This is a genomic window from Streptomyces sp. CNS606 (assembly GCF_000426325.1).
The window spans coordinates 105668-123462 of the sequence record NZ_AUFD01000017.1 but is presented as its reverse complement, the minus strand read 5'-3'; the positions used below and the strand labels follow the sequence as shown (position 1 = coordinate 123462).

12 protein-coding genes are annotated in these 17795 nt (G+C 74.8%); 10 read left to right on the top strand and 2 right to left on the bottom strand.

Annotated features, from left to right (window positions below; all coding sequences use genetic code 11):
- Nucleotides 1-273: 273 nt before the first annotated feature.
- A complete protein-coding gene (locus K304_RS0113995; protein ID WP_051308445.1) occupies nucleotides 274-1569 on the bottom strand; it encodes a transcriptional regulator in 1296 nt (431 codons plus the stop codon).
- Between the two features lie 273 nt (nucleotides 1570-1842).
- Between K304_RS0113995 and K304_RS0113985 the strand changes: the two genes are divergently transcribed.
- Nucleotides 1843-2580, top strand: a complete 738-nt coding sequence (locus K304_RS0113985; RefSeq protein WP_027764252.1) for a DUF4232 domain-containing protein — start codon at nucleotides 1843-1845, stop codon at nucleotides 2578-2580.
- Nucleotides 2581-2706: 126 nt separating this feature from the next.
- On the opposite strand, the gene K304_RS28975 is transcribed toward K304_RS0113985, so the two are convergent.
- Nucleotides 2707-3129, bottom strand: coding sequence for a protein kinase family protein (locus tag K304_RS28975; protein WP_037790373.1), 423 nt, complete (start codon nucleotides 3127-3129; stop codon nucleotides 2707-2709).
- Nucleotides 3130-3413: 284 nt separating this feature from the next.
- Between K304_RS28975 and K304_RS33365 the strand changes: the two genes are divergently transcribed.
- The 9 genes from K304_RS33365 to K304_RS0113935 all read left to right on the top strand — a co-directional run bounded on the left by K304_RS33365 (nucleotide 3414) and on the right by K304_RS0113935 (nucleotide 17742).
- Complete coding sequence (locus K304_RS33365) at nucleotides 3414-3701, top strand: hypothetical protein (RefSeq protein ID WP_158687344.1); 288 nt, start codon at nucleotides 3414-3416, stop codon at nucleotides 3699-3701.
- Between the two features lie 5 nt (nucleotides 3702-3706).
- Nucleotides 3707-5758, top strand: a complete 2052-nt coding sequence (locus tag K304_RS28970; RefSeq protein WP_051308436.1) for a BTAD domain-containing putative transcriptional regulator — start codon at nucleotides 3707-3709, stop codon at nucleotides 5756-5758.
- Between the two features lie 4 nt (nucleotides 5759-5762).
- Nucleotides 5763-7970, top strand: a complete 2208-nt coding sequence (locus K304_RS0113965) for a TOMM precursor leader peptide-binding protein (RefSeq protein ID WP_027764250.1) — start codon at nucleotides 5763-5765, stop codon at nucleotides 7968-7970.
- Nucleotides 7957-9972, top strand: coding sequence for a TOMM precursor leader peptide-binding protein (locus K304_RS0113960; RefSeq protein ID WP_078529079.1), 2016 nt, complete (start codon nucleotides 7957-7959; stop codon nucleotides 9970-9972). Before K304_RS0113965 ends, K304_RS0113960 begins: the two co-directional genes overlap by 14 nt.
- A 56-nt stretch (nucleotides 9973-10028) precedes the next feature.
- Complete coding sequence (locus tag K304_RS0113955) at nucleotides 10029-11675, top strand: nitroreductase family protein (protein WP_027764248.1); 1647 nt, start codon at nucleotides 10029-10031, stop codon at nucleotides 11673-11675.
- A 7-nt stretch (nucleotides 11676-11682) separates the two neighbouring features.
- Entirely contained in the window at nucleotides 11683-14475 is a 2793-nt protein-coding gene (locus K304_RS0113950; RefSeq protein WP_078529065.1) for a lantibiotic dehydratase, read from the top strand.
- The gene (locus K304_RS0113945) at nucleotides 14472-15581 is read left to right on the top strand and encodes a lantibiotic dehydratase C-terminal domain-containing protein (RefSeq protein ID WP_486591656.1); all 1110 of its coding nucleotides are present in this window, start codon (nucleotides 14472-14474) and stop codon (nucleotides 15579-15581) included. The genes K304_RS0113950 and K304_RS0113945 overlap by 4 nt, the downstream gene beginning before the upstream one ends.
- A gap of 116 nt (nucleotides 15582-15697) precedes the next feature.
- Nucleotides 15698-16747, top strand: a complete 1050-nt coding sequence (locus K304_RS28965) for a M50 family metallopeptidase (protein ID WP_051308443.1) — start codon at nucleotides 15698-15700, stop codon at nucleotides 16745-16747.
- 113 nt (nucleotides 16748-16860) lie between these two features.
- Nucleotides 16861-17742: an ABC transporter ATP-binding protein gene (locus tag K304_RS0113935; protein WP_037790413.1), complete on the top strand. Its 882-nt coding sequence runs from the start codon at nucleotides 16861-16863 to the stop codon at nucleotides 17740-17742.
- The last annotated feature ends 53 nt before the right edge of the window (nucleotides 17743-17795 follow it).

Here is a 17795-nt window from a genome sequence, read left to right as displayed (position 1 = left end):
GACGGCCGCCGGGACCCCCGTCGGGCGGCACGTCGAAGGCGCCACCTCCGCAGGGGAGATGGCCTTCTCCCGTCTCACGATCTCTCACGCGGCTCTCACGCAACCGTGCGAGCTGGAAGGGAGATCCGGCGGTTCGTGAGGTGCTGCCAGCGGCAGAGCGCCGGGGGTGTGCTCCCGCCGGCACACCCCCGGCACACCCCACAGCACACCCGCAGCACACCCCCGGCAGAGTGGCGACCGGCGGGGGAACGGGCGAAGGCGCGCTCCGCCTGGCTAGCCGTCCGTCCGCTCGACCCACTCGCTGCCGCCCAGCGGGTAGTCGTAGCCCGGCCGACCCGCGTTGGCACTGGTGCGGAAGGGGGTGCTGCCGTTCTCGACGTGCACCGTCCCGCGGCGGCCGCCGCTGGACCAGTCCAGGGAGAGGTCCCAGCGGACGTCGTGCGCCTTGGTACGGGCGTCGATGTAGAAGACCTCGGGGTCGGACTCGCTGACCTTGTACGGGAAGTCGCGCTGCCCGTTCCTGCCGGTGACCGTGGGGCTGCCGTCGTCGAGGTCGATCTCGAACGACCTGGTGGCGACGTTGCCGCCGCAGCCGACGCCCATCGAGTAGTCGTTCCAGGCCACCGGGGCGCCCTTGGTGACGACGCGTACGTGCAGCGCCTCCAGTACGACGGTCTCGCTCCCCGTGCCCTGCACCGTGAGGGCCACGCGCTGCTCCCCGGAGGGGACCGCGCCGTAGGCGGCGGCCCAGCGCGGCGCGTCCTGTTCGCCTGCGGGCGGGCCGACCTGCTCGGGCTCGCTGTCCACGAGGAAGTTCTGACTGCACGGGTTCTTGTAGACGTACGGGCGGGTGGCGACCTTGAGCGGTACGCCTCCGGGCTGCTCCGCGGAGTCGTCGGTGTCCCGGGTGGCGGACGCCGAGGGCGGGGCCGGCGGCTTGCCGGACTTCCCGCCGCGCGACGGGGAGGCGGACGTGGAGGGCCGCTCCCCGCCCGCCCGGGCGGTGTCCGTGCCGTTCCCGGCAGGTTTCCGCTTCCCGCTGTCGCCGCCGGTGGACGACGACAGGTCCGCGGCGAGCACGACTGCCCCCAGCACGGCCACCGCGGCGACGGAGGCGAGCACGGCGGGGCGCCTGCGGAGCCGTACGGGCGCGGAGGGGCCGGTACTGCTGACGACCGGTTCTTCGCCGTCCGGTTCATCGCTGTCCGGTTCATCGCGTACGCCGCCCGGGGCGGATGCGGCGGGAGCCGGTCCCTCCGCGGCGGGCTCCCGCCCCGGAGGGGGCTTCCCGTCCCCGGTGCCCGCGGCTGCCTCGCTCGTGGCGCCCGCGGCGGCCTGCCCCGGCCCCTTCCGGCCCCGTGCCGCGTCCGCGAGGATCCACAGGCGGTGCAGCTGTACCAGTTCCTCCGGCGTCGCCCGGCACTTGCGCGCCAGCCGCTCGGCCGGCGCGTACTCGGCCGGGACCGCGCTGCCGTTGCAGTAGCGGTGCAGCGTCGACGTGCTCATGTGCAGCCGCTGGGCGAGCGCGCCGTAGCTCAGACCGGACCGCTCCTTCAGCCCCCGGAGCATGCGCGCGAACGCGTCCGCCTCCCCGGCGGCGCCCGCCGCTCCCGTGTGCCCGGCTCCGTCCTTCGCCTCTGACACGTTGTTCCCCTCCCGGTACAGCACCCGGCGCGTCCCGTTCCCGCGTTCCAGGCTTGGCGCGTTTCCCCTGATCAGAGCCCGTTTCTCCGTTCCAGTGTCCCCGACTGCCCGGCAGGCGTGGCGACGGGGACGGATCAGCCCGCAAGCTCCGGTCATCAAAGCATCACACCCACCGCGCCACCGAAGGGGAACAGCCACATGACCGCCATCCGGAGCTCCCGTAGCCGCCTCCTGACCGCCGCCGCGACCGGCGTGCTCGCCGCCCTCTCGCTCACCGCGTGCGGCGACGGCTCAGGCGTCGAGAACGACGGTTCGGCGCACGTCTCCTCCTCGTCCTCCGCTTCCGAGTCCGACGGTTCCGGCTCCTGGGCGGAGGAGGGCGACGAGTCCGCACCCGGCGGTACGGAACCGGACGGGGGCAAGGACTCCGCGGCCTCCGGCAATGACGGGAAGGACGGGAAGGACGGGAAGGACGGGAACGGCACGAGCACCGTCACGAACGGAAGCGGAGCGGTCACCTGCCACGGCTCCGGCACCAGGACGGTCGCCGCCCCCGTACGCCGCCCCCTGAACCACGTGCTGCTCACCGTCACGAACACCGGCAGCAAGACCTGCCACCTCTACGGCTACCCGGCCGTCCGCTTCGGCGAGGCCCAGTCCGTGCCGCCGGTCATCGAGTCGTCCAAGCCGCAGGCCGTCGTCACTCTCTCGCCGGGCGAGTCCGGCTACGCCTCGATCACCACCTCCGCCGCCGACGGCACCGGCACGCACGGCCGTACGGAGAAGAGCCTGGCCGTCCACTTCCAGGACCGCTCCGGCTCCTGGGACGGCCTCGCGCCCGCCCACCCGGCGCTGCCCGCGAAGGGTGTGCACGTCGACGACACTCTCAAGGTCTCCTACTGGCAGCAGTCGATGGACGACGCCCTCACCTGGTGACACCGGCGGCCCGCACGTCACTCGGGGGCGCACAGGGGACGCCCCCGCGTGGCGTGCCGGCATCCCGGAGGGCCTCTCGCCTGCGAGGGGCCCTCCGGCGTGTGCGGGTCCGGTGGCCGGCCGGTGTCAGGGGTGGCAGGTGGCGCAGGACGGGTCGGGGCACTGGGGGCGTTCGCTGTGCAGGAGTTGGGAGACGCGCTGCGGGGAGACGTTCAGTACCCGGGCGGCGTCCCGGCCGGTGAGGCCGGCGTCGCGGAGGCTCGCCGCCATCCAGCGGAGGCGTGACGACGCCTTGAGCTGTGCCCTGTGCAGGTCCACCTGCGCCTGCACGGTGGTGCGCAGGGCGCGGTCGAGCGCGTCGCCGAGCGCGTACGTGAGGACGGGGAGCAGGGAGTCGGGAGGTACGTCGCGCGCCAGGGCGATCTCCTCGCGGGCCCGTTCGAGGGCGCCCTCGAGGCGGCGGGTGAAGAAGGGTTCGATGCCGTCGGCGCTGAGCTGCCACCCTTCGGGTACACGTCGGGCGACGACCTTCTCCGAGCTGAGGGTCATGGTGGTCCCCTTTCGTCGCGGTGCCACTCGTCAGGCCCGGCAGGAGTCCAGGGCTCCTTGATGTGCGCGTCCAGGGGTATGGATGCGGGTGTGGGAGGCCCTTTCATGCATGTAAGCGCTGGCAAGAACCTGCTTCACGGATGCAGCAACCTGACACGTCGCCGTCTGGGCCCTCACGGCCCCAGCTGGCAGGGTCTGTTGCGCCGGTCGGCCGGACGAAGATCCTCTTCTCCCGCCGGGACGGACCGGTGCAGACCTGAGACCAGCAGTTCGAGGGGACAGTGATGGGTGCACAGACCACATCCAGCACGACGGACGGGCAGCGTTCGACTCGCGCCGGACGGGGGCGCGGCGCGGTTCTGTCGGTGCTCACCGCGGCACTGTTCTCCCTGTCAGCCGGTGCTGCGGCGGCGTCCCCCGTTGTAACGCCCCCGTCGCCGCAGCACCTTCAGGGCGAGGTCTCCGTCTCGCAGTCCGTCGTGGACGACGTCTGCTCGGGCCTGACGGGCGTGCTGCCCTCGGCCGGTGCGATGCCGGACGTGGTCTGCAAGAACGTCAACGGCTGGCAGTAAAGGCCATGCGGTTCCAGCTTCTCGGACCGCTGACCCTCACCGACGGGAACGACGCCGTCGTCCTGCAACCGTCCAAGCCGACGATCCTGCTCGCCACCCTGCTGTTGCAGGCGGGCTCGGTGGTGTCCGCCGGCTACCTGCAGCGCACCATCTGGGGCCCGGACCAGCCGGCGACGGCGAAGGCGGCGCTCCAGACCTGTGTGCTGCGCCTGCGACGGCTGTTCACCAAGCACGGGGTGACGGAAACCCCCATCGACGCGGTGCCGGGCGGGTACCGCATCACCGCCGATCCGGACACGCTCGACCTGCTCGCGTTCCGTGAGCGGGTACGGGCGGCGGCCGGGCTGACGGACGATCCGGAGGCCGAGCTGTACGCCCTCCAGGACGCCCTCTCGCTCTGGCAGGGTTCGCTGCTGGCCAACGTGCCCTCGGACGTCCTGCACCGGGACGAGGTGCCGCGGCTGACCGAGGAACGCCTGCGCACCGTGGAACGTGCCTGCACCCTGGAGCTGCTGCTCGGCCGGTACGGGCAGGCGCTCGTCGAACTGTGGAGTGCGACCCGCGCGTTCCCCGCGCACGAACGGTTCCGGGAGCAGCTCATCGAGGCGCTCTACCGTTCTGGCCGGCAGGCCGAGGCCCTGGCGGAGTACCGGTCCATCAAGGGGTACCTGCTGGACGAGCTGGGCGTGGACCCGTCGCCGGCGCTGCAACGTCTGGAGCTGGCGATCCTGCGGGGCGACGAGCTGGGCGCGCCGCAGCCGCGCGAGCGGGCGCTGCTGACCCGGGCGACCGTGCCCGGCCAGACCCGCGGTCACCGGCCCGGCGCAAGCCGGCTCGCGCTGCCCGCCGGGGCCGGAACGCCGGCCCCGGAGTCCGGCACGGCGGGCGCGACCGGCACGGCCGGCCCGCCTGCGGAGGAGGCAGCCGCCCCCGCCGGTGCCGCGACGGGAGAGGCCGCGGAGTCCGTCGCGGACCACGGCGAGGACGCCGCACCGGGCGCGATCACCCCCACCGGGAGCCCCGCGCGCGAGCGGGCCACGGCGCCCGCCGTGCCGTCCGCCGTGTCCGAGGTGGCGGGCGTGCCCTCGTTCGCGGGACGGGCGGCGCACCTGGCCGCGATGACGGAGCACCTCACCGGTGTCCGCGACGACCCCGCCACCCTGCTGGTCTGCGGCGCGCCCGGCATCGGCAAGACGGCGCTGGCCCGGCAGGTGGCCCACCTGGTGCGGGACCGCTATCCGGGCGGCCGGCTGCTGGTGCGCATGGTGGGTCCGGACGGCGTGGCGCGCAGCGCCGAGGAGGCCGCCGCCGAGATCGCCGCCGCACGGCTCAGACGCAGCGGCCCCGTCCTGCTGGTGCTCGACGACGTGGTGGACGCCGATCAGGTACGGCCGCTGCTGCCCGCCGACTCCGACGACGCCGCTCTCGTCACCAGCCGCCGCTGGCTCGCCGGACTGATCGCCACGCACGGCGGCAGGGTCCACCGTCTGGACGCGTTCGTCTCCGACGAGTCGCGCGCGCTGCTGCGTGCGGTACTCGGCGCTACGCGCGTCAACGCCGAACCGGAGGCGGCCGACCGGCTCGCCGCCGCCTGCGGCCACTTCCCGCTGGCGCTCCGCATCACCACCGCCTGGCTCTCCACCCGGCCCGGACTCCCCCTCGCCGACGCCGCCGACTGGCTCGCCGAGGACCCCGTCGGCCGCCTCTCGCTGCCCGGCGACTCCCGCATGTCCGTCCGCGAGGTGCTCACCGGTGCCCTCGGCCGGCTCGAAGAGCCGTGCGCGGAGGCGCTGTTGCGCCTCGGGTCCCTCGACGGCGCGGACACCGACGGGTTCCGTGCGGACGACGCGGCCGCCGTGCTCGACGGGGACGCCGCCGAGGAGACGGCGACCCTCCTGGACCACCTCGCGGACGCCGGGCTGCTGGAGGACGGGCCGCCCGGCCCGTACCGGATGCACGCGCTCGTCCGCTCCTTCGCGCGGCACGCCGTCCGCACGCACGGCACCGCCGGCCCCCACGGACACCGACCGACTCGCAGACACGCACAGAAGGTGTGACCAGATGGCAGCAGCGTTCGAGGCCCTCGCCGGCACCAGACCCCGTATCCGGCGCGACGTGCTCTTCAGCGAGACGCCCGGCGGGGTGCTGTTCCACAACGCCGACGGAGGCTTCCACCTCACCGGCCGGACCGCGTACCGGTTCGCCTCGCTGCTCGTCCCGCACCTGAACGGCCGGCACAGCCTGGCCGACATCTGCCAGGGCTTCCCCGACGCCCAGCGCGCCATGGCCGCCGGCCTGGTGGACCGGCTGTACGACCGCGGCTTCGCCCGCAGCGTCCCCGAGGAGGACGACGACGTCGCGGCGCACGTGCCCGATCCCGCCGCGGCCGAACGGTTCGCGCCGCAGATCGCCTACATCGACCACTACACCGGCGGCGCGCCCGCCCGCTTCCGCCGCTTCCGCGAGGCGCGGGTCGCGGTGCTGGGCCGGGGTCCTGTCGCCCGCTGGTGCGCGGTCAGCCTGCTCCGCAACGGCTGCGCCCACATCGCCGTGCAGGAGGCGTCGGCCGAGGTCGGCGCCGAGGAACGCGCACTGGCCGAGGGCGGCTGCCCCGCGCGCGTCGACCGCCTGGAAACGGAGCCGCGCGACTGGGCGGCGCTGGAGGGCTACGACGTCGTGGTGGTCACCGGCGACGGCGCCGCGCCGCTCGCCCACCGGCTGCTGGCCGAGGGCGTGCCCGACGGCCGGACGCTGCTGCCGTCCTGGACCTTCGGCGACCGTGCCGTCACCGGGCCGGTCAGCCGCCCGGGCGGCACGGGCTGCCTCGGCTGCGCACTGCTGCGGCTGGGCGCGGCGACCGACGCGGACGCCGCCGCGGAGACGTGGAGCGTGATCGCGGGTGTGGTCGCGCCGCGCGAACCGGTCGCCGGGGGCGGCCTGCACGGGCCCGTCGCCGCCATGACCGGCAACCTGCTGGGCTACGAGGTGTTCCGCCTCACCACCGGCGCGCTGCGCGCGGAGACGGACGGCCAGATCCTCCTCCAGGAACTGGAGTCGCTGGACGTGGTCGCCGAGCCGCTGCGCCCGCACCCGCGTTGCCGCGTCTGCACGCCGGAAGCGGAGCCGCCGGACGCCGCCGAGGAGACCGGCGCGGCCCGGGTGCTCGCCGAAGGGCTGACGCTGCCGCGCACCGCGACCGTCGCCACCGCGCGGGACGCCGAGCAGACGGTCGAGGACCTCAACGCCCTGGGCACCGCCCTGGTACGGCCGCACGCGGGCGTGTTCACGCGCTTCGACGACGAGGACCTGACGCAGACGCCGCTCAAGCTCAGCCGGGTCGAACTGCCACTCGGCGCGGGCGGGAAGCGCCGCATCGCCGCCTTCGACGTGCACCACCTGGCCGGCGCCCGGACCCGCGCCCTGTACGCGGCGGCGGCCGTCTACGTCGAGCACGTGGTGCCGCCCGCGCTCGCCGGGGACGGGGAGGTGGCGGCGTCGTCGCTGCTCACCAAGGAGCCGGTACGCGTTCCCGCCGCGGCGGTACGGCCGTTCGGTCCGCACAACCGCACCCGCGTCCACCCGGCGACCCGCGCGGGCGCCGGCGCGGGCGCCACCCCGCAGGAGGCGGCGGGCACCGGCCTGTTGTCGGCCCTCGCCCACGACGCGTTGCTGCGCGCCCTGCGCGGCGCCGCCCGGCCGACCCTGCTGGCCGTCGAGAGCGGCACGACGGCCCCGGCCGGGGAAGCGGACGGGGACGCCGCCGCGCAGGCCGACCCGGAGCTGGTGTTCCTGCGGAAGACCGCCGCCACCATCGGGGTCGACGCCGAACTGCTCGACCTCGGTGAGAGCGCGCACTCCTCCGCCCACGTGGTGCTGGCCCGCGAGGCGGACGGTGCGCGCTGGGCGGTCGGCTGCGACCTGAACCGCGAGGCCGCGGCCTGCGCCGCGCTGCGCGACCTGCTCGGGCAGGCCCAGCTCGTGGGGGACGACGCGGCGGACGACGCGGCGGGCGAGCAGGGCGACGTCGACCTGGGCGACCCGCTGGTCCCTGACCTGGCCCCCGGCACGCTCGTCGTCGAGGGCGACCCGGAGCTGCCCGCCGACGCCCCCGACACCGACTGGGACACCGTGCTCGACCGGCTCCGCGCCGCGGGCCGCGACGTGCTGCGCGTTCCCACCACCCCCGCCGACCTGCGCACCGCGGGCGTGCACACCGCCCGTGTCCTGCTCACCGGCGGCCCCGAGGACGGTGCCCGTGCCCAGCGCTGACGTCGCCGACGCGCCGGCGTCCCGGGCGGCCGTCCCGGACGCCCCGTGGGACCGGTCCTGCCGTGCGCTCGCCGCGGCCCTCGGCCCGGCCCTCGCGGAACTGGGCTGCCGGGCGCCCGTCACCGTCGCACCGCTCGGCGTCGCCGACGCGTTCGCCGCCGACGGCCCGGCCGGCCGCGCGGCGGACGCGGTCGCCCACCCCGTGCCCGGCACGGGCGCCGACGCGCCGGCCGCCGTGCCGCTGCCGGTGCACGTGTACGGGCGGCAGGTCGTCGTGGGCCCGGCCCCCGGCGCGCCCGCCTGCCCGCAGTGCCTCGCCCGGCGCTGGCAGGCCGTACGGTCCGTCACGCTTCGGGAGGCGCTGGAGATCGGCGGCGGCACCCGGGCCGCGGGCGAGTCGCCGTACGGCACCCCGTACGCGGCGGCCGCCGTCGCCGCCCTGGTGACCGGCCTCGCCACCGGGCCGGCCCCGTCGCCCGACGACTCCTACGCGCGGGTGCAGGTGCTGGACCTGGAGAGCCTCACCGTGCGCCGCCATTCGCTGGTGCCCGACCCCGAGTGCCCGCGCTGCGCCCGTCCGGAGGCGGACACCGCCGAGGCGGCGACGCTCGCGCTCCGGCCCGCGCCCAAGAAGTCGCCCGGCTCGTTCCGGGTGCGCGGCATCGGGGAGTACGCGCTGCCCGTCGAGCCCTACGCCAACCCGGTGTGCGGCTCGCTCGGCCCGTCGATCGTGCACGACGTGTCGTCCACCTCGACCTCGGCCACCATCGGCTGCTTCTCCATGCGTTCGGGCGACTACCTGCGCGAGACCTTCTGGGGCGGCCACGACGACAGCTTCGGCACCAGCATGCGCATCGGCGTCCTGGAGGGGCTGGAGCGGTACGCGGGCATGCGCGCGCGGGCCCGTACGGCGTCGGTGCGCGACTCGCTGGACGGCCTGCGGGCCCGCGGGGTCCCGGCTGTCGACCCGCGGGTGTGCGGGCTCTACTCCGAGGACTTCCACCGCGCCAACCCGCACATCACCCCCTTCACCACGGACCGCGAGGTGCCGTGGGTGTGGGGCTGGTCGCTGCGCGACGAGCGCCCGCTGCTCGTGCCCGAGGTGCTGACGTACTACCACGCGCCGGGGCTGGAGAACCGCTTCGTGCAGGAGAGCTCCAACGGCTGCGCCTCCGGCGGCGCGCTGGAGGAGGCCGTCTACTTCGGGCTGATGGAGGTCGTCGAACGGGACGCCTTCCTCCTCAGCTGGTACGGGCGTGCGGCTCTGCCCGAGATCGACCCCGCGACCAGCGGCAGCGCCGCGACCCGGCACATGGTCGACCGGCTGGAGATGTACGGCTACGAGGCGCGCTTCTTCGACACCCGCATCACCTTCCCCGTGCCGGTCGTCACCGGAGTCGCGCTCCGCCACGACGGCGGCCTGGGCCGGATGTGCTTCGGTGCGGGCGCCGGGCTGGACCCCGAGGCGGCGCTGGCGGCGGCGCTCTGCGAGATCGCCACCGACGCCGTCAACCTCCAGGGCCGCACCGAGCGGGAGGAGGAACGGCTGCGCGCCATGACCGGGGACTTCCACCGCGTCGCCGCGCTGCACGACCACCCCCTCGCGTACGGCATCCCCGAGATGGGCCGGCACGCCGACTTCCTGCTCGGCCGCCCCGGCGCACCGCGCCCGGCGCGGCGGAGCATGGCCGACCTGTACGGCGACGGGTCGGTGCCGGCCGTCTCCGACGACCTGCGCGAGGACCTCCTCACCTGCGTGAAGGCGGTCACCGCCGAGGGCTTCGACGTGGTGGTCGTCGACCAGACCATGCCCGAGCAGCGGCGGCTCGGGCTGCGGACGGTCAGCGTCCTGGTGCCCGGACTGCTGCCCATCGACTTCGGCTGGACCCGGCAGCGCGCGCTGGGCATGCCCCGGCTGCGCACCGCGCTGCGCGAGGCCGGACTGCGCGAGAAGGACCTGACGCCCGACGACCTCAACCCCGCCCCGCACCCCTTCCCCTGACCGTCCGACCCCTTCGGCGCCCCGCAGGGCCCGACCACGAGCAGCAAGGAGCACCCGTGGGTCTCGCCCATGACTACGCCACCGCGATCCTCCATCGTGGCCGGGTCCCGATGGACCCCGCGGACTTCGTGCCCGACTGGGCGGACGGCCCGCGCAAGGGCAAGCACTACCCCGGCGTGGACCGGCTGCCGCTGCCCGACGGCGGCTACCCGGCGGACGCGCACGTCGACCGGGGCCTGGCGGCGGGGCAACCGGGCGGTTCGGACGGCGGGTTCGACCTGGACGCGCTGTCCGGCATGCTGCGGGACTCCTACGGGCTGACCGGGCGGCGGCTGGCGGTGCAGGCCAACACCGACCTGAACGCGCTGCCGTTCTACCCGCTGGCCAACTGGTCGCGCGGCTCCGCCTCCGGCGGCGGCCTGTACCCGGTGAGCATCCACTGGATCTCCGGCACGAGCGGCCCGGTGACGCCCGGACTGCACTACTACTCCACCCGGCACCACGCGATGCACCGCCTGCTCACCGGGGACGTGACCGGCGAGGTGCGCGCCGCGCTCGGCAGCGACGGCGCCCCGGGCGCGGACGCCGACCACTACCTCGTGCTGGGCGTGAAGTACTGGCAGAACGCGTTCAAGTACAACAACTTCTGCTTCCACGTGGTGTCCATGGACCTCGGTGCGCTGGTGCAGACGTGGCGCATCTGGGCGCGGGCCCGCGGCCTGGAGGTGGAGCCGCTGCTGTGGTTCGACGAGGAGCGGCTGGCGCGGCTGCTGGGCGTCGAGGGCGACGCGGAGGGCGTGTTCGCGGTGGTGCCGCTGCGCTGGCGGCGCACCGAGGACTCCGACGCGGACACCGGCGCCGCTGCCGCGCCGCAGGGGCGGCCTCGCGTCGCTCCGGCACCGGCCGCCGTACGCCACCGGGACGTCGAGAAGTCCCGTCGCCTGCTGGCCTTCGACGACGTCCGCGCGATGCACGAAGCCACGCTGGGGCGCGCGGAGGACCGACCCGCGCCCGGCGCGCTGGAGTCCGCGGCGGCGCACGCCCCCGACGCCTCCGCCCCTTTGCGGCCGCTGCCCGCGCCCCGCCCCCTCGGGGTCGACGTGCGGACCGCGCTGCGCCGCCGCCGCAGCAGCTTCGGCCGGTTCGACGCCCGGCGTCCGGTGACCGCCGACCAGCTCGCCGCCACCCTCGCGGCGGCCGACGCAGGGGGCCGCCTCGGCGGCGACTACTCCGGTGGCACCGGCGGCGGTTCGCCGGTCCGGCTGGCCCGCACCTTCGTCTTCGTCAACCACGTCGAGGACGTCGCGCCCGGCAGCTACCTGTACGACCCGGAGGCCGGCGGGCTGCGGCCGGTGCGCGAGGGGAAGCCCGGCTCCTTCCTCCAGGAGAACTACTTCCTGTCCAACTACAACCTGGAGCAGGCCGGCGCCGTGCTGGTGCCCACCGTCCGTACGCACGCCGTGCTGGACGCGGTCGGCGACCGCGGCTACCGGTTGGTCGGTGCCGCGGTCGGCGCCGTCTCCCAGGCCGTCTACACCGCGGCCGCCGCGCTGGACCTCGGCTGCGAAGTGGCGCTCGGTTTCGACAACATCTCCTACACCGACGAACTCGGCCTGGCCGGCACCGACGAGGCGCCGCTGCTGATCATGATGATCGGCCACGAACGGCCCGAACCCGCCGCCTTCCACTTCGAGATCGCGTGACGGCCGCATGTCCACCGCTCAGACCCGGGAAGCGACCCGGGAACCGAACCAGGAGGAGACCGGCGTGACCGGTGAGCTGTTCCACCGCCCGTTCGTGCTCCGGGTCGCCGGCCTGCCCGTGGAGACCGTGCAGCGGTTGCGCTGCCCCGGGAGCCGCCAGTGGGCCGACGAGGTGCTGGACGCCTCGACGCGGTCCCGCGCGGCCGGGGAGGCCGTCGGCGACCTGCTGCACGATCTGGTGGGCGGCTGCGACGACGGCGGCGTGCGGCGCCGGCTGCTGAAGCTGCGCCGCGAACTCTTCAACAACCGCCTGCCGCACGACCCGGAGGCGGCCGTCGCGCTCGTCGCCGGACTGGACGCGCGCGTGGCCGAGAAGCTGACCGCCTGGCTGGCCGACCGCCGCCACCTGGCCGCCCGTACGGCGGACGGCGCCGAGGTGCTGGCCGGTGAACTCGACCGCACCCGCACGGAACTGCGGGCCCTGGCCGGCGAACGCCGCCTGGCCGGAGGCCTGCTGCTCGCCTCGCCCTCCCTGGACGCCCAGGTCGACGGCTACGCCGCCGGTCCGCCCGTCCGCGCGGACGGCAGCCGCGACAAGGGCGCGGAGAAACGCCACCGGAAGATCGAGCGCTCCCTCCTCGCCTACCTCTACCGCACCGCCTGCAAGACCAGCCCGTTCTCCACCTTCACCGGCCTCGCGCTGGGCGAGTTCACCGACGGCCCCCGGGACGCGGCGGACGGGGCGGACCCGCTGCAGATCCGGGTGGACGACGTGTGGACCAGCCACACCCGGCTCAACGTCGTCGCCCTCGGCCGCGTGGCGCAGACCGTGCTCGACGACCCCGAACGCCGCGACGGGCTGCCCGTGACGCTCGCCTCCGGCTGGGGCCACGACGAGGACCGCGTCCGCTACGTCCGCCGCTGGGTGACCACCGGCGACGACGACACCGCCGTCACCTTCGACAGCGTCAAGGACCGGCTGTTCTTCCTCCGCCGCAGCGGCGCGCTGGAGAGGATGCTGGCCTTCTTCGAGCGCCGCCCGGAGATCCGCTACGGCGAACTCGGCGGCATGCTCGCGGACGAGGAGCCGGACGCCACCGCCGAGGACGTGGACCGCTACCTGGCCGCCCTCCTCGACCTGGGCATGCTCCAGGTGCCCTGCCTGCGCATCGGCGTGCACGACACCGACCCGCTGCGCGCCTTCCAGGCCTCCCTGCGCGACCTGGACCGCGACTGGGCGGACAGCCTCGCCGACGACCTGGCCGGACCGCTCGCCCGCATCGACGAGTTCGCCGGGGCCGCTCCGGAGCGCCGTCGGACGCTGCTCGCCGAACTGCGGGACTCGCTGGCCGCGATCCAGCGCGGGCTCGGCGCCGGGGAGCCGCGCGTCCCGCAGACCGTGCTCTACGAGGACGCCGCCCCCGTCACGCGGTCCGGCTGCGACCTGGCCGCCTGGAGCCGAATCACCGGGGAGCCGCTGCGGGAGGTGGAGCGCGCGCTGCCCGCCTTCGACGTGACGCTGCCGCAACGCCTGACGTTCCAGGGCTTCTTCACCGCCCGCTTCGGCCAGGGCGGGCGGTGCGACGACCTGCTCAAGCTGGTCCACGACTTCCACGAGGACTTCTTCGACCAGTACATCTCCTTCACCGCCAAGCGCAGCACGTTCGACGCCGAAGGCCGGTACGTGCCGGAGGAGAACTGGCTCGGGCTGCCCCGCATCAAGGCGCTCGACACCGCCCGGCAGACCTTCTTCGACGGCATGCGCGACCTGTGGGAGCGCAGCGGCGCGTCAGCGGCCGGTTCGGGCGTCGCCGAGGTGGAGATCGGCGCCGGCCTCCTCGACGCCGTCGCCGGCGGACTGGACGGCGTGGCCCCGGCGTTCGCGCCGCTCAGCCACCACGTGCAGCTCGCCGAGCGGTCCGGCGACCCGCTCGTCGTCCTCAACCGTTCCTACGGCGGCCTGTCGTTCCCGTTCAGCCGCTTCACGCACTGCTTCGACGGGCTCGCGGACCGGCTGCGCGAGGAGACCCGGCGGCTCGCGCCCGACGGCGCGGTCTTCGCCGAGATCACCGGCGGCCCGGTGACCAGCAACCTCAACCTGCACGACCGGCTGCTGGACTACGAGGTCGTGTGCCCCGGCGAGACCGGCGGCGTGCCCGAGGAGTACCGGCTGCACCTGGACGACCTGTACATCGTCCACGACGCCGACGCCGACCGGCTGGTCCTGCGCTCCACCCGCCTGGACCGCGAGGTGATCCCCGTCTACCTCGGCTACCTGGTCCCGCTGGCGCTCCCGGAGATCCCGCGCACCCTGCTGCTGCTCTCCCCGACCTCCATGACCCGCCTCGACGTCTGGGGCGGCGTCCCGCCGGGCGAGCCGGACGAGGGGGTGACCACGCGCCCGCGCGTGCGGCACGGCAGCGTGGTGCTCAGCCGGCGCAGCTGGAGCGCGCCCGCCTCGGCGCTGCCGCTGCGCGGACCCGGCGACGCCGACGCCGACTGGTACCTCGGCTGGCACCGCTGGCGCCGCCGGCACCGCCTGCCCGACCGGGTGTTCGCCACCGTCTCGGACGGCGGCGGGCGCGGCGCGACCAGCGCCAAGCCGCAGTACGTCGACTTCGACAGCCACCTCTCGCTGACCGCCTTCGAGGCGCTGCTGCGCACGGCGGAGGCGCGCGTGGTGTTCCGCGAGGCGCTGCCCGACGAGGACGACCTGCACACCGTCTCCGGACGCGGCCGGCACGTCGCCGAGATGGCCCTGGAGACCGCGCCCGCCCCCGAGGGAAGGACCCGCACGTGAACGCCGAAGTGACCGCCTCCGGCACCGCAGCCCCCGCCGGTACGGACGCCGCCGCGAGGGCCGCGTCCGGCGGGGAGCAGCGGGGAGCCTGGCAGGCCACCCACGTCTTCTACGCCGCCAACCCCCGCCCGCTCCTGCTCCAGTGCGTCCGCCCGCTGGTGCGGGAACTGGACGCCGACGGGCTGCTCGCCAACTGGTTCTTCATCAACTACTGGCTGGAGGGCCCGCACGTGCGGCTGCGGGTGCGGCCGTCCTCGCCCGAGGCGGAGCCGGAGGTGCGGCGCCGCACCGAGGAGGCGATCGACACCTTCCTCGCCGAGCGCCCGGCGCTGTACGAGGTGGACACCGGTTTCCTCAACGAGTTCTACAACGCGCTGTTCGACATCGAGTTCCCGGACGCCGAACGCAGCCCGTACACCGACGACGAGGGCCGGATGAACCTGCGGCCCAACAACTCGCGGCACGCCATGCCGTACGCCCCGGAGTACGCCAAGTACGGCGGCCCGGCCGGGATCGAGCTGGCCGAGTGGCACTTCCGGTACTCCAGCGAACTGGTCCTGGACGCCTTCCGCACCAAGAACCTGCACCTGCGCACCGTGCTGCTGGGCACGTCGGCGCAGCTGATGATGGTGATGGCCGCCTGTTTCCTGCCCGACGAGGAGGACCTGGCGGACTTCCTGGGCGACTACTACCACTTCTGGCACAAGGCGTTCCCCGGCACGGGATTCATCGGGGACAAGGAGTACGAGAACAACTACGCGGCCACGGCGCCGTCGTTGTCCCGCATGTTCGGCGCGATCCGTTCGGCGCTCGCCGCCGGGGAGGACGAGAAGCTGCCCGACTTCCTCGCCGGCTGGGCCGCACACTGCCGCGAACTGCGTGACCGGGTGCGGGAACTGGCGGCCGACGGCGCACTGGTCTTCGGCTTCGACAAGGGAGCCCGCGAGAAGCGCATCACCGACCCGGACGGTGCCCTGAAGGTCCTCCTCTCCCCGTACATGCACATGACGAACAACCGGCTGCACGTGACCATCCGGGACGAGGCCTACCTCTCCCACGTGCTGCACCGCGTGCTGCGGGAGGACGGCCCCGGAGGCGCGACGTGACCGCGCCCGCCGAGCGGACCGGGGGCGGCCCGGCGCCGGAGGCGGCGCCGGGCCCGCACCCGCACCCGCGGCCGGGCGCCGCGCGGCAGGGAGCCGCCGCGGAGTACCGCCCGCAGCTGCGGCCCGGGGTGCTGCTCGGCGACGCCGTGCTGCGCGGCGCCCGCTTCGTCCACCTGGTGAAGAACACCGAAGACGGCCGGTCGTTCGAACTCGGCCCGCGGGAGCACCACCTGCTCTCCCGGATGGACGGCACCCGCACCCTGGCCGAGCTGGGGCGCGGGTACGCGGAGGCGTTCGGGCGGCGGCTCGGAGACGGCAACTGGACCCAGCTGCTCACCCTGCTCGGCAGCCGCGGCCTGCTCGTGGGCGGCCCCGCCGCCGACCCGCCGGAGGAGGAGGCGAAGCCGTCCACCGGCACGCTGCGCATGGTCGCCGACGCCGACGCCACCGCCCGTAGGCTGCACCGCGCGGTCGGCTTCCTGCTGCACCCCCTCTGCCTGCTGCCGCTGCTCGTCGCCGTGCTCGCCATGGAGACGACGCTGGTGCTCCGCGCGGACGAGGTGCTCGAAGGGACCGCCGCCACGTTCGCGAACCCGGTGCTCATCACCGGCGCCGCGCTGCTGATGTGGCTGTCCACGGCCCTGCACGAACTGGCGCACGGCGTGGTCGCCGTGCGCTTCGGCGGCACCGTCGGGGAGATCGGGCTGCGCTGGAAACCGTTCCCGATCATGTACTGCAGCGTGGAGAACTACCTCTTCCTGCCCCGCCGCCGGGACCGGATCTTCACCGCGGTCGCCGGGGCGGTGGCGAACCTGCTGTTCCTGCTGCCGTTCTGCGCGCTCTGGCTGTTCGTCCCCGTCGACGACGCCACCCACGACGGGCTGGCCGGGCTGCTGCTGATCGGCACCGTCCAGGCGCTGGCCATGCTGCTCCCGTTGCCGCCGCTGGACGGCTACAAGGTGGTGAGCCAGGCCGCCGGCGCCACCGCCCTGGCCGCCTCCAGCCGCGACTACCTGCGCCTCGCCCTGCGCCGCGACCCCGCGGCGAAGCGGTACCCGCGCCGTGCCCGTGCCGTCTACACCGCCTACGGGCTCGGCTCCACCGCCGTGGTCGCCGGGCTGGCGGTCCTCGCCGCCCTGCTCGTCGCCTCGCTGTTCCACCCCTGAAGGAGAACCACGTGTCCACCACCCCCACGCCACCCCCCGGCACGGCCGCCGCCGCGGACACCGGGCCCGGCACGGCCGCCGCCGCAGGCACCGGCCCGGAGCCCGCCGTCGAACTGACCGACGTGCACAAGCGCTACGGCGACACCCGCGCCGTCGACGGCGTCTCCCTCACCGTCCGCCGCGGCGAGTTCCTCGGACTGCTCGGCCCCAACGGCGCGGGGAAGACCACGCTGGTGGAGATCATGGAAGGGCTGCGGCAGGCCGACTCCGGCACCGTCGGCGTCCTCGGCACGTCGCCCTGGCCCCGCAATCTGGCGCTGCTGCCCCGCATCGGCCTGCAGACCCAGGCGTCGGCCTTCTTCGTCCGCCTCACCGCGCGCGAGCACCTGCGGACCGTCGCCGCGCTGTACGGCGTCGCCCGCGACGCCGCCGAACGCACCCTCGCCATGGTCGGCCTCACCGAACAGGGCGACACCCAGGTGGAGGGCCTGTCCGGCGGCCAGCGGCAGCGGCTGGCCATCGCCTCGGCGCTGGTGCACGACCCGGAGCTGATCTTCCTCGACGAGCCCACCGCCGCCCTCGACCCGCAGGCCCGCCGCGACCTGTGGCAGGTGCTGCGCGACCTCAAGGGCGAGGGGCGCACGATCGTCTACACCACCCACCACCTCGACGAGGCCGAGACGCTGTGCGACCGCGTCGCGATCATCGTGAACGGCCGCATCACCGCACTGGACACGCCCGCCCGGCTGGTCGCCGCCGGCAGCGGCAACACCCGCCTGCTCGTGCCCGCCGACCGGCTCACCGAGGCCCGCGCCCGCGAACTGCCCGGCGTGCTCGACGTGCAGGTCGACGGCGACGTGGTGGTACTGGAGACCACCGAAGCCGGCCCCCTGCTCAGCGCCGTCGAGGCGGTCGCCGGGCTCCAGGGCGTCCGCACCCGCACCGCCAGCCTGGAGGACGTCTACCTGCAACTCACCGCGACCGGCGACCGCTGACCGCACCCCACCACGGCGACACACCCCCCACGCCCATCCCTTCCCGACACGGA

Excerpts from the sequence above, each read along its gene's own strand:
- K304_RS0113985 (WP_027764252.1), top strand. The coding sequence starts at position 1,843 with ATGACCGCCATCCGGAGCTCCCGTAGCCGCCTCCTGACCGCCGCCGCG.
- K304_RS0113950 (WP_078529065.1), top strand. The coding sequence starts at position 11,683 with ATGTCCACCGCTCAGACCCGGGAAGCGACCCGGGAACCGAACCAGGAG.
- K304_RS28970 (WP_051308436.1), top strand. The coding sequence starts at position 3,707 with ATGCGGTTCCAGCTTCTCGGACCGCTGACCCTCACCGACGGGAACGAC.
- K304_RS0113965 (WP_027764250.1), top strand. The coding sequence starts at position 5,763 with ATGGCAGCAGCGTTCGAGGCCCTCGCCGGCACCAGACCCCGTATCCGG.
- K304_RS33365 (WP_158687344.1), top strand. The coding sequence starts at position 3,414 with ATGGGTGCACAGACCACATCCAGCACGACGGACGGGCAGCGTTCGACT.
- K304_RS28975 (WP_037790373.1), bottom strand. The coding sequence starts at position 3,129 with ATGACCCTCAGCTCGGAGAAGGTCGTCGCCCGACGTGTACCCGAAGGG.
- K304_RS0113995 (WP_051308445.1), bottom strand. The coding sequence starts at position 1,569 with ATGCTCCGGGGGCTGAAGGAGCGGTCCGGTCTGAGCTACGGCGCGCTC.